This is a genomic window from Paenibacillus sp. FSL R7-0179 (genome assembly GCF_038002265.1).
Classification (GTDB): domain Bacteria; phylum Bacillota; class Bacilli; order Paenibacillales; family Paenibacillaceae; genus Paenibacillus_AQ.
Genome location: NZ_JBBOCC010000001.1, coordinates 306,366 through 319,489 on the forward strand (window position 1 = coordinate 306,366; position 13,124 = coordinate 319,489).

At 54.6% G+C, this 13,124-nt stretch carries 10 protein-coding genes; 1 reads left to right on the plus strand and 9 read right to left on the minus strand.

All coding sequences use genetic code 11. The features are described 5' to 3' along the window. Positions 1–8: 8 nt before the first annotated feature. From MKX63_RS01250 to MKX63_RS01280, 7 genes are all read right to left on the minus strand, one after another. A complete protein-coding gene (locus MKX63_RS01250; RefSeq protein ID WP_341014735.1) occupies positions 9–1,301 on the minus strand; it encodes a stalk domain-containing protein in 1,293 nt (430 codons plus the stop codon). A gap of 207 nt (positions 1,302–1,508) precedes the next feature. After that, a complete protein-coding gene (locus MKX63_RS01255; protein WP_341014737.1) occupies positions 1,509–1,799 on the minus strand; it encodes a hypothetical protein in 291 nt (96 codons plus the stop codon). A 16-nt stretch (positions 1,800–1,815) separates the two neighbouring features. After that, positions 1,816–2,703 (minus strand): inositol monophosphatase family protein, encoded by an 888-nt coding sequence (locus MKX63_RS01260; RefSeq protein ID WP_341014739.1) that lies wholly within the window; start codon positions 2,701–2,703, stop codon positions 1,816–1,818. 180 nt (positions 2,704–2,883) lie between these two features. Beyond that, positions 2,884–3,891 (minus strand): UV DNA damage repair endonuclease UvsE, encoded by a 1,008-nt coding sequence (gene uvsE, locus MKX63_RS01265; protein WP_341014740.1) that lies wholly within the window; start codon positions 3,889–3,891, stop codon positions 2,884–2,886. Further along, positions 3,888–4,205: a hypothetical protein gene (locus MKX63_RS01270; RefSeq protein ID WP_341014743.1), complete on the minus strand. Its 318-nt coding sequence runs from the start codon at positions 4,203–4,205 to the stop codon at positions 3,888–3,890. The genes uvsE and MKX63_RS01270 overlap by 4 nt, the downstream gene beginning before the upstream one ends. A 47-nt stretch (positions 4,206–4,252) precedes the next feature. Next, positions 4,253–5,344, minus strand: coding sequence for a D-alanine--D-alanine ligase (locus MKX63_RS01275; protein WP_341014744.1), 1,092 nt, complete (start codon positions 5,342–5,344; stop codon positions 4,253–4,255). A 19-nt stretch (positions 5,345–5,363) separates the two neighbouring features. After that, positions 5,364–6,392 (minus strand): amidase domain-containing protein, encoded by a 1,029-nt coding sequence (locus MKX63_RS01280; RefSeq protein WP_341014745.1) that lies wholly within the window; start codon positions 6,390–6,392, stop codon positions 5,364–5,366. A 308-nt stretch (positions 6,393–6,700) separates the two neighbouring features. Here MKX63_RS01280 and acnA point away from each other — a divergent pair, with 308 nt between their 5' ends. After that, positions 6,701–9,445, plus strand: coding sequence for an aconitate hydratase AcnA (gene acnA / locus MKX63_RS01285; RefSeq protein WP_341014746.1), 2,745 nt, complete (start codon positions 6,701–6,703; stop codon positions 9,443–9,445). Positions 9,446–9,542: 97 nt separating this feature from the next. On the opposite strand, the gene MKX63_RS01290 is transcribed toward acnA, so the two are convergent. Further along, positions 9,543–10,568 (minus strand): ABC transporter substrate-binding protein, encoded by a 1,026-nt coding sequence (locus MKX63_RS01290; RefSeq protein ID WP_341014747.1) that lies wholly within the window; start codon positions 10,566–10,568, stop codon positions 9,543–9,545. Between the two features lie 176 nt (positions 10,569–10,744). Then, entirely contained in the window at positions 10,745–12,964 is a 2,220-nt protein-coding gene (locus tag MKX63_RS01295; RefSeq protein WP_341014749.1) for a response regulator transcription factor, read from the minus strand. Positions 12,965–13,124 lie beyond the last annotated feature (160 nt).

Sequence of the window (13,124 nt, forward strand, 5' to 3'; positions counted from 1 at the left end):
ATGCACGATTACGGATTAATGAAAGCTGTCCGCAGCTTGCTGCTGTAATTCACATCGAAGCCAAGTCCGGTAGCGAGCGCGGCGAGCGGAAGATAGGTTTTATCCTCTTTACCGACCTTGTGCAGAAAAGCTGGAGTATCAATCGCCACATCCGTACCGTTCACCTTAATGGTCTTCGAGCCGATCGTAATAACCACCGTTCTTCCGCCGTAAATGACGGTAGCGCTGGAGGTTTTGTTATCCCATTTGCCGTTTGCACCTACCGCATTCAGAATATCCTTCAGCGCCAGGAAGTTCTGCCCGTTCTTCAGAATGGGCTTATTGGGTGTGTTCAGCTCCTTACCCTTCACTACGATGGACATCGGCGCTGTCTCTGAAGCCATCGCCGTTACTGCCGGCGTACGGTATCCCCCCCATTGCAGCTCAGCAAATACAGAAGCAATCCGTTCATATCCAAGCTGCGTAGGATGGAAGTCTGCCGCCCCCGCTCCGATGATGTGAGTTAGCGATCCCTCTGCACCGGCGAACTTCGCAGCTACGTGAGCTACCTTAAGAGGAGCGCCTGCCTGGTTCAGGGTAGCCGCAATATTCTCAGCCGCGGTGGTGAACTGTGCAGCCGCATTCATCAGTTTGTCGTACGAAGCCCCCAGGGCGATTTTCGGAGCAGGCTGATACTGGTCGGCCAGCAAAATGGTTGCCTGCGGATTCACTTCCCGGATATTCTTGAGCAGCGCTGTTACATTACTGCTGTACTCCGTTAGACGCTCCGCAAGCTGGGAAGCGAAATCAGCATCGCTCAGCGTCTTGTAATTCAGGAACAGGCTGCTGACATCATTACCGCCGATGGTAATGGTAATGAGATCCGCCGCAGCGAGCTCCGTTCTAATCTGCGGGGCCAGCGCAGCAAATTGCAAGATACGCGGATCAGACAGCCCCGGCTGAATGGCCTCCGGCGTAATGGCCGCACTGTCCTTAATAGCTCCGGTATATTGAAGCAGTCCTGCTGTCTTAAGGCCAAGGATACCATAATTCTTAAGCTCGCTTCTCCCATGATACCAGCCCTGCTCCAGTAATCGTTCAGCGTATCCGTACGGCTTCACCCCGGGATCAGTCATTCCCGGCTCATACCCGGCAGTAATGGAATCTCCTAGTGCCACGATACGAAAGACATCCTGCTCCGTTCCTTGCGCCACGGCTGCTGCAGCGGCATCCGCCGGACCTGCATGCACATTGATTAATACGGTGAACAACAGCAGTCCGCTAGCAGAAGCTGATATTAACCTTCTCCATGTCTTCAGCATCGTATTCCTCCTAAATTAGTATAATTCTATTCTAACATCCCGCCTCGCACAAGTGGAAACGGCTTTGCCATCCTTTTAAAGGACGGTACCGTTTCAGCGAGAAATAGAAGGATAATCTATCGTGTGAAACATATAGATTCTTATATTTGCACAAAAGAGCGGTCTTCCGATAATTCGGAAAACCGCTCCTGGGATAACGGCAGCAGGTTATTGCTCCCCGCTGCCGGATTCTAAAGATTTATTAGGACGGCTGGTGCTTGGCGGACTGCTCGCCTGGTCTGAGCGCTTCACATATTTATCATACCGGTCATCCAGCTCATAGGCGATTTTGCGGTAACGAAGCGTCTCTTCGACAATTGGGTCAAGTGTAGTCTGTATGCGGATCTCATACTTGGGCGAAATTTGACGAATCTCCTTGGCCTGCCGGTCCGCCTGTTCCATCTCGCCGTCCTCCAGAAGCTCGCTTAACCTCCGCTCCAGATCTTCATTCTCATTCATAACAGTGTAAGCCCTCCTACTGCTTCTTGAAGCCTGTGGCATCTGCGACCTGCAGGGAAGTAACCAGATAATCATGAATTCGTCCATTGCTTGCGACTACATGGCGTGTGCCTATATCGTAGGGATCGCCCAGCGTATTCGTGACCTTGCCGCCGGATTCCAGCACCAGCAGCACCCCGGCCGCACAATCCCAAGGGCTTAGTCCAACCTCCCAATACCCGTCCACTCGTCCGGCAGCAACATAAGCCAGATGGAGTGCTGCCGATCCTCCTGCACGAATGCCGCGGACCTGCGGCATAATCTGCTGCAGCCCGGCCATATTCGCCGGCTGGGCCACCACGCGGTCCGGCGGGAAGCCCATAGCGATCAGGCTGTTACCCGGAAGTGTCTCCGCTGATACCTTTGTAGGAATCCCGTGCATGTATGCGCCCTTCCCCTTCTCGGCCACGAACATCTCGTCCCGGATCGGATCATAAATCACGCCTACCGTAAGCTCTCCCTTAACCACCAGAGCAATCGATACGCAGTAGAACGGGAAGCCGTGCACGAAATTGGTCGTGCCGTCTATCGGATCAACAATCCACAGATACTCATGCTCCCGCGCTTCATCCAGGGCAGCCATCAGTGCCTCCGCACCGGGCTCAACACCCTCCTCGCCAAGGATGGCATGGTCAGGATAATGGGTCAGGATCAGCCGGCGGATCATCTGCTCCACACCCTTATCGACCTCCGTGACCAGATCCTGGGCCGATGTCTTGCTGCCCAGTTCCTTCACCTGGCCTTGTCTGCTCTTGATCCATTCCCCCGCTTTGGCCGCAGCATTGATGGCTGCCGCCGTATGTCCCTTGCTTGTTACTACATAGGGCTGCCGTTCATTTCGGTTATCAGGACTTACAGGACTCATCTCTTCACTCCGCTTTCTTTGCGCATGATTGTTCTCCCGTGGAACGCTGTTTCCGCAGGATACCATTTCTCTGCCTTAGAACATGATTGCTCCACTTTCTTTCAACGTACCTCATTTCGGCCGGTTTATCAAGTCATGACTGGTGCCGCTAAGGGGCCGGGCCGGCAAGTTTTGTGCCAGTTATGGTTCTATATTCACGCTCGCTCCGTTTAGTACCATAATTCCATTCCCGCCCTCTGCCAGTCCCTTCATCTCCTCCATCAGACCGAACAGGGCCCCATCCTTGTGCTTCGCCTCAATCATCACATCTACGGCGGGAGTATCCGCAGCAATCCGTTTCAGAAAAGCAACCAGCGGTGCCGGCTCCACCCCGTCGGCATGGCTGCGCGGATCAGACGGGCTGCGCGGGCTGGACACATGAATCTTCGGCGGCAGATGACCTCCAGGCGGCACATCCTTCAGCGCCAGAGGGCTTGTCCATGTCTTAAGAATCTCCGGCCACAGCTCCCAGGGGAGCTCGCCTTCATTGTTGACCCATTGGTGATGGATATCCAGCACCATCGGCAATCCCACTCTGCGGCAAACCTCAAGCGTCTCCACCGCATTGAACGTCTTGTCGTCGTTCTCAAGTGTCATCCGCTCTCTAAGTGCAAGCGGCAGTGCAGAGCATTGCACGCAGAAGCGCTCCGCAGACAGAGGCTTGTCCCCATAAGCGCCGCCGATGTGGATATTGCTCTTAGCCGTCGCCGGCAGCCCCATCGCGTTCAGCATGTCCGTATGATGCTGCAGATCACGGATCGAGCTTGCAAGCACCTCCGGCCGCGGCGTACTCAGCACCGTGAAGTGATCCGGGTGGAAGCTGACGCGCAGCCCGTGCTTCTTCACATAGCTGCCCACCTCAGCGAATTCCTCCGCAAGAGCAGCCAGCGGATTCCAATCCGCCAGATTAGGATGAGTTGCCAGCGGAACCAGCTTGGAGGTGAGTCTGTAGACCTTAATATCCGAGCCGACATTATGCTTCAGCAGACGGAGCGTATTATGCAGATTCATCCGGGCGATGGATTCCAGCTTACGAAGGCCCGCCTCCCGGTCGCCCAGCTTGTTGAAGCTTGCCATAGTCATCGTTTTGGAGGGAGAACAGTCAGGGATCACCGTAGACATGGCGACATAGCCGAAGCGGACAATCATCCCTCTTCCCCGAAGAACATTTCGAAGGCAAGAGCCGTCTGAACGCGTGACTCTTCCTCATTCAGCTTACGGACCAGATCCATTTCCACCGCCGTAACCTCATTGCCCTGAAAATTGATTTCTGCGATCGACGCGGAAATTTTGACAATGGCCACCGCAACATTCTGCGGATTATAGGCTATAACCTTCTGGCCGGTCGGATAGACACGGAAGCCCTGCTTCACCATCTTGGTACGTCCGTACTCCAGCAGTTCATACAGCTCCTGCTCATTCTTGAACTTGCACACCGAATTGAATTCTGATTGAAACCCCATGCATATCTCTCCTTCCCGGCCGGAATTCTCCCGCCGATCAACGTGGTTTATTCATTATCGTACTTCAGGCCCTGTCTGAACCGGTAACGCTCCAGCGCCAGCCCAATCATACGCTCCAGCAGCACTTTATAGGACACACCGGTCTCACGCCACAGCAGAGGATACATGCTGAACGGGGTGAAGCCGGGCATGGTATTCACTTCATTAATAAGAATCTTGCCGTCAGACTTCCGCAGGAAGAAATCGGCCCGGGTAATGCCGCTGCCCTCAATAGCCTTGAAGGCCAGTATAGCCGACTCGCGCAGACGGTCCGCTACCTCAGGATCGACAGGTGCCGGAATCAGCATCTGTGATTTGCCGTCAGTGTATTTGGCCGCATAATCATAATATTCACCAGAAGAGACGATTTCACCCGGAACCGAAGCCTCCGGCTCCTCATTGCCGAGTACCGCCACCTCCACTTCCCGCGCATCGATGAACTCCTCAATAATCACCTTCGTGTCATAACGGAAGGCATACTCCACAGCCTTGATCAGGCTTTCCTTGTCGGAGGCCTTGGAGATTCCTACGCTGGAGCCCAGGTTGGCAGGCTTGACGAAGACCGGATATCCCAGCTTATCCTCCAGATCTACAATTAGCTCATGCTTACGCTGTCTCCAGTTCACAGCATTGAAGTAGCAATAGTCACATTGCTCCAGCCCCGCCTCGCCGAACAGCTTCTTCATAACGACCTTATCCATGCCCGCCGACGAAGCCAGTACCCCTGCACCGATGTACGGGATATTCGCCATCTCGAACAGTCCCTGAATGGTGCCGTCCTCACCGTTCGTACCATGCAGCAGCGGGAACATGACGTCGATGACCTGCTCGCCTCCGCTGAGCCCGCTGAACAAGGCATTCAGAGCCGTGCCCATATCACCAGCCACCCCGGAGAGCTTAAGCTGCTCAATTGCGGGGAAGGGAGCCTCCAGCACTGCACCTACCTTCCATACCCCCTGCTTGGAGATATAGAACGGTATAATCTCATATTTATCGTAGTCAAAAGCGTTCATAACCGCATAAGCCGTCTGCAGCGATACCTCATGCTCTCCGGATTTGCCGCCGTACACCAGTCCTACGGTAGTTTTAGCGTTCCCCATGCATTAACCTCTTTCTGAACTATAAATAGTCATTAATATGAAAAAAACGATAAGCCGTCCGGTCCGTCCAGGCGTAGGAATCCTTGTAATCCCAAAAGCGGTGACGGCTGCTAACCGTCCGTGCATTCACCAGCGGTTGTCCGCCCGCATCAAATGCGGTAACAATCGTGCTGTGCTGATAATGTCCGTTCCCGTCCCAGTCATACTGAATAATATCGCCCAGCTGAAGCTGCTCCGGCCGCTCGACAATCTCCGCACGCAGCCCGCTTCCCCGGCTCCCGCTCAGATAACGCTTCAGGCTATCGGAGACCGCCCAGCTGAAGCTCCACCATTCCTGGGCTCCATTATAGCCCTTATACCACCAGCCCGTTTCTCTTTTACCAGTATAGTTGATAGGCGCTCCCCCTGCAAAGAGACATTGAGAGACGTAATTGGTGCAGTCCACCTCGAAAATCTCGAACTCCGGGTTCCCTTCCTTCCACCAGAGGTCCGCATAGGCTGCGGCTTCTTCCCGGCGGTAGCGCACCTCCCGGACACCAGTAGCACCCTTCAGGACACGGCGGTTCAGCAGCGGCTGGGACGGACGCGGATCGGGCAGAGCCTCCCCCCACTCCGAGAGCCGCAGAGCCGGATCTTTCTCCACCACCTTGCGCACCCCATTGCGCTCAGGCACACTGCGCTCCACGTTCACAATCTCCCAGCCGCCCTTTTCACGCACAAAGGTCAGGCGTTCCGACTCCACCACATCCTCGCGGTGCGTCATCCCGCCCTTCTCATAATAGAAGGCGCTGTGCAGCGCCACATCGGCGACCACCTCCGCTGGATTCTGCCGCACGGTCCGCAGCGTCCGCACCCCCGTCTCCCCGCGCAGCGGAGTAATGCCCCGGCGGGTGTACCACTGGGCGATCCGGCGGGAACGCGTGCGCTGTTCGTCCAGGAACCGGGGGTCCCTGATCGTGGTATGACGCGGCTCGGCGCCAGGTGCAACCCGCCCCTTGTTCAGCTGGTCCACATAGACATAGAGACTTTTCTTCCACTGCTGCTCCATTCATACTCCGCCCTTTCGTTCACAGATAAGAATGTATATGATGTTAGCTAAGAATATTCCTTCAGGTATCACCGCCATAATGGCTGCTGTCCTATGTATATGAAGGATTGCTTGCACCTATACGGAAGCAGGAGCGATTTAACTGCAAGGAAGTCAGGGGGCCGAGGGTTCTAAGCATTCGTGTAAACCCTGAATATACCTTACATCAGGGAGCAAAAAAAACTTTACTCCCCCGATTGTAAACGTTATACTTAAAGCATAGGAATTATGAAATGTAGTTTCATCAGATGAAACGAGGAGGCGCATATATGCCAAGCAAGGACCATTTTTCATTGGCCAAGAACCTGAACTCAGGTGGCAAAACTTATCGCTACTATCATTTGAACGCTCTGGAGGAGCAAGGTGCAGGCGACATTTCCTCCCTGCCATTCTCCATTAAGGTATTACTCGAAGCGGCTGTCCGCCAATATGACGGACGGGCGATTACAGAAGAACATGTTAAGCAGCTGGCTAACTGGTCCGGCGGCATTGACCGTAATAAGGAAATTCCGTTCATTCCTGCCCGGATTGTCCTGCAGGATTTCACCGGCGTGCCTGTAGTTGTCGATCTCGCAGCTATGCGCGATACCGTCAAGAAGGCGGGCGGAGACCCGAAGAAGATCAACCCGCTTGTACCGGTTGACCTTGTTATTGACCATTCCGTTATGGTTGATGCATTCGGAACAGCCGATGCCCTTGAATATAATATGAACGTAGAATTTGAGCGTAATGAGGAGCGCTACCGCTTCCTGCGCTGGGCACAGACCGCCTTCAATAATTTCCGTGCGGTTCCTCCGGCAACCGGAATTGTGCATCAGGTGAACCTGGAGTATCTGGCTTCTGTAGCGGCCACCAAAACCGTTGACGGAGAGACAGTGGTCTACCCGGATTCCCTGGTCGGCACGGATTCCCATACTACAATGATTAACGGTCTTGGCGTAGTGGGCTGGGGCGTCGGCGGAATTGAGGCTGAAGCAGGAATGCTCGGACAGCCGCTGTATTTCGTTACCCCGGATGTCGTCGGCTTCAAGCTGACCGGCAGTCTGATGGAAGGCGCTACAGCTACCGATCTGGCCCTTACCGTTACCCAAATGCTGCGCAAAAAAGGCGTAGTCGGCAAGTTCGTCGAATTCTACGGTCCGGGTCTGGCGAACATCAGTCTGGCAGACCGGGCGACAGTAGCCAACATGGCTCCTGAATACGGCGCAACGATCGGCTTCTTCCCTGTAGACGATGAGACGCTGGCCTATCTGCGCAGCACCGGACGCCCGGATGAGCTGGTAGAGCTGGTGGGGGATTATTATAAGGCGCAGGGCATGTTCCGCACCGCAGAGACACCGGACCCGACATTCAGCGATGTCATTGAGCTGGACCTGGCTTCTGTGGTTCCCAGCCTGGCCGGACCGAAGCGTCCGCAGGACCGGGTAGAGCTTACCCATATGAAGGAGAATTTCGAAGGCATTATCCGTACACCTGTTGACAAGGGTGGCTATGGCCTCAGCGATGAGAAGATTGCCCAATCGGTGGAAGTACAGCATAAGAACGGAAGCACCAGCAAGCTCACCACAGGAGCGGTTGTCATTGCAGCCATCACGAGCTGTACGAACACCTCCAACCCGAGCGTAATGCTGGGCGCAGGACTGCTTGCCAAGAAGGCTGTAGAACGCGGTCTCACCAAACCGGGCTATGTCAAAAGCAGCCTCACTCCCGGATCGCTGGTCGTTACGGAATACCTGCAGAAGGCAGATCTGCTGAAGCCGCTGGAAGCACTCGGCTTCTACCTGGCCGGCTACGGCTGCGCCACTTGTATCGGTAACTCCGGCCCGCTGCCGGATGAAGTCAGCGAAGCCATTACAGAGCATGATATGACGGTTGCCGCAGTCATCTCCGGGAACCGTAACTTCGAGGGCCGCGTGCATGCCCAGGTCAAAGCCAACTATCTGGCTTCACCGCCACTGGTTGTCGCTTACGCACTGGCCGGCACAGTGAATATTGATCTGAAGACCGAGCCGCTGGGCTATGACCCGCAGGGTGAGCCTGTCTTCCTGGCTGATATCTGGCCGACTTCAGCCGAGATCCGCGAAGCCATAGGGCTCTCGCTCAGTCCGGAAATGTTCCGCAGCAAATATGAGAATGTATTCACGGCCAATGAACGCTGGAATAACATTCCGGTACCGGAAGGCGAGCTGTATGAATGGGATAACAACTCCACCTACATTCAGAATCCGCCATTCTTCGAGCATCTGGCAGACGGTGCCTCTGACATCCAGGATATCAAGAGCTCCCGTGTACTTGCGCTGCTTGGCGATTCCGTCACTACCGACCATATCTCGCCAGCCGGGAATATCTCCACTTCCGGTCCGGCCGGAGAATATCTGCGCGGCCATGGCGTGGAACGCGCTGACTTCAACTCCTACGGCTCACGCCGCGGGAATCATGAGGTGATGATGCGCGGTACGTTCGCCAACATCCGTATCCGCAATGCAGTGGCTCCTGGAACAGAAGGCGGCGTAACCACCTTCCTGCCAAGTGATGAGGTCATGTCGATCTATGACGCCTCCATGCTGTACCAATCGGCCGGACAGAACCTGATCGTTATCGCCGGTAAAGAATACGGCACAGGCAGCTCCCGCGACTGGGCCGCCAAGGGAACACTCCTGCTTGGGGTCAAAGCCGTCATCGCAGAGAGCTTCGAGCGGATACACCGCAGCAATCTCGTCGGCATGGGCGTGCTGCCGCTGCAGTTCCAGGAAGGCCATGGCTGGAGCAGCATGGGACTGACCGGACGTGAGACCTTCGACATTACCGGTCTTGACAACCACGTCCTTCCCGGGCAGGAGCTGACGGTCACTGCTACCCGTGAAGACGGCACGCAGTTCGACTTCCCGGTCATTGCCCGTCTCGACAGCAGCGTAGATATCGACTACTACCGCAATGGCGGTATTCTGCAGACAGTGCTCCGCCAGATGCTGGCAGATGCTACTGCCTCGGAAGCGGCTCAACCGGTAGAATAAGTCTGCTTCATTCATAAGGCCAGATCATTATACAAGCTGCGCCGGTATCAGATTTCAGTCTGATACCGGCGCAGCTTTTGTCTCATTCAGGAATGCCCTATTTGACCGACAGCAGGCTGGTCGTAATGAAATCCAGCTGTTTCTCCAGAGAGATCGGGTCATTGTACGTATCGGCAGCAGGATTCAGCTGGAACACATTCCCTGCCTTGACCGCCGGAAGCCCCTTCCACAGCGGATTGTCATAGACAATCTTCGGGTCTGTAGTATCCCCAGACCATGGGCAGGTAAAGATAATATCTCCCGCAAAGTCCGGCAGCTTCTCCAGAGAGATGGAAGCCCAGCCTGTTCCGCTGTCGATGGCCTCCTTCTGCGCTTCTGCGGGAGCCTTCAGCCCGAACTCCCCATACAGAATCTCACCACCCCTGCCATAGTTATGACCAAAGACATACAGCCCCTTGGCATATGGATTCAGGATAGAAACAGTCTTATTGCCGACAGCAGCCTGTACCTGCGGCTTCAGTTCAGCAATGCGGGCCTCCCACTGGGCGATCCAGGCCTTAGCTTCATCATTTTTGTTCACAAGCTTGCCGTAGTCGAGCATCTGATCCTTATAATTCTTGGCGCCATATTTAATCTGTACCACAGGCGCTATTTCCTTCAGCTTATCAATGCCTTCTGTTCCGGTATACACAATAATCAGGTCAGGGTTCAGGGCCAGGATATTCTCCGGGGTGACGTCATCACCCAGCCCTTCTGCACCTTCAAGCATCTCTGCAAGATATGGACTATCCTTGGCTCCTTGCATGACCCCTACCGGCTTCACACCCAGCGCCAGGAGATATCCTGTATAAAAAGCTGTAGTATCCACGATTCTCTGCGGATTCTTAGGCACTTGAACCTCACCGGCACCGTCCTGGAAAGTAACCATCTCTGCTTCAGCGGAAGGTTCACCAGCAGCCGGAGCAGCCGTGGGTGCTTCAGATGCTGCAGGTGCAGGTGCAGGTGCATTCGCTGCCGCCCCGGAGCCAGAGCCGGAATTACCCGATGAACCGCAGGCTGCCAGCAGGACAGCCATGACGAGAGTAAAAACAATCAGGACAAGACTTTGTTTAGAGTATCTCAAGATAATCCCCCAATGTATATATGATATTGATAATCATTATCATTTGTAATGATATCATAGAGTTTGCAGGCTGACAACTCTCCCGGAATTTTCCGCAGCAAAAATCCCCTTTCGCTGGAAAGGGGATTGCATTTCTCTGGCATAAGCGGATAAATTATCGCAGCCTCAGGAGGCCATCAGGACATCTCGATACGTTCGGAATCGAATATTCTTTTGTAGACCAGAGCTATGATCTGTGAACGGTCCGTTACGTCCATTTTATTAAAAATGCGGCTTAGATGGTTCTTGACGGTATGCTCGCTGATAAACAAGGCACTGGCAATCTCCTTATTCGTCTTGCCCAGAATAATCAGCTCCAGCACTTCCTCCTCGCGCGGTGAGATTCCCCATTCCTCCTTGGGCGTCTTCAGTGCTGTACTGTTCAGCAGCTTCCCTGCCGACACACCTCTTTTGGCGGGCATCGCTTCCGAGCGGCTGCGCAAAAAGGATTGGAAGGTATTGCGCGGCTCACTGTACAGCTCCCCAACCACATGGTCATCCAGATAGAAGCGGGAGGGGTTCAGCCACTCCAGATCCGTGTCCGCCAGCAGCTCCTTGTCCGCGCCTTTGCCTGCATGATGAAGCACCAGCACGAGCAGCTGGGCCATGACAGAGACCGAGGGCTTATTGATCTCAAAATAGAACGAAGTAAATTGGTCCACCTGCTTCAGCAAAGAAAGCTCCTCCGGGTAGAACCCGTACCCATGCAGGAATTCCAGCCTGAACGGAGCCAGCAGCGCAGCCGTTCTCATCTGCTCTGACTCCCGCTCCGGCAATCCTGTATATCGGGCAAGCTCATACGCCATAGCAGAAGCTTCTGCCGACAGGCGGTGCAGCTCGGGATTACTGAGCTGGAGATAATGAAGCGTCTGACCGGTGAAGACCCCTGCCTGCTTCATATGTCTGGCTTCCTTCTCGATCAGGCGGATCGAAGTACTCGCCAGACTGGCGAGACAGCTGGTTAAGGACAGCCACTCCTCAGCTTCGCTGCGGCGTCTGAAGCCCACAGACAGAATGCCCTTGAATACCTTCTCAGCAATCAGCGGACATTCAACCAAGACCTGCCCTTCTGCCTCCCCGTTGATGATCGCAGAAGAGAGAAAGGCCTGTGAGGAGTAACGGGACTGAAGGTCCTGGACATACGGCTCAATCTCCTCCGGCCTCCATCCCTTGGCATAATGAGTCTCCCCGGGCTGCTCCTCGAAGAATACGAGCACCGATGACGGGAAGAACGGCATGCCCATAATCATATCCAGCAGCCCGGTGCCCAGCTCCTGGGTAGATGCGGCCTGCGGAAGCAGGCGGGCAGCTTCCTTCAAACGCAGGGTGGCCTCCCTGCGCAGGGCTTCACGCTGCACCAGCTGCTCTCCCCGTCCGGATAAGCCCAGGAGCGCAGTAACATTCTGCTCGTACTGGGCATAGTCCTGTATCAGGCGGCTCTTTCCGAAGCCCACAGCAAGCAGTACGGCCCTCTTCCCGCTGTGAATTCTCACAGGATAGCATGACAAATATTCCGGCTGCGTCATCCCGCGCTGGGTGAAGAATAACGATCTCGAATCTTGGGCAACGCTCTGCCAGTGCCTGGGCTCCATGCCCAGAACTGCCTGTCCCAGAAAACCGTCTCCTTGCTGGAACCCGGCGTTCATGAGGAGCCCTGCTTCTTTGCCGGCAGAATATTTCACCTTGAACTGGCCGGCCTCCTCCTCTTGGGCAAAGGCATACAGCTCTGCGTCAGATAACGTACCGGCCAGCTGCTGCAGCACAACCTCTATCTTCAGGAACTCACTCTCCAGATTGGATAACAGCTGGGAAATCAGCAGACCCCGTCTCTGTTCCAGAGGCTTCACTGCGCAGCCCGCCAGCAATTTGGAGAGCACATTCCCGAGCACACTCAATTTCCCCCTGATGCTGGCAATGCCCTCCCGGCTAAGCTCAGGCATGGCGGCCAGTACATCCTTCAGCATCTCATAGTCGGGGTGATTCCGCATCTTGGCCTCGAACGCCTGCAGCACAAGCCCGCGGGTGCCTTCTTCCATATATAAGCCGGACCATAAATAGTACGTCTGTCCATAGTCAGGAGCCAGCGGACTGACCACATACTTCAACCCGGGTACCCACTCTTCAAGTACAGCAGGATATGATAAGGGGCCCATTCTAATCAATGCAGGCTCGAAGGGCCGCTCTATGACCTGTAAAGAATTAAACATCTTCTGATAGAATATTCCGGACAGCGTTGGGCGGGTAACCACATTCCCGGCCTGATCCGTAAGCACAAGCGCCTGACCCGTAACAGAGCCGAACGTATCCTGGAGCTCTTGAATTTCTCCCATCAGTGAATCGGGTATAACTACTTTCATCCCATCACCTCGTGCACCTGGATTCCTCTTATTTCTTCAATCTCAATTTAGCTAATCATTACTAATGATAGTTCATTTTAACTAGATATACAATGAATGCCGAAGACTGAATAGCCTGTATTTCCTAAAGTTTTCCTGCACGGATCTGCCTACGGAGGCC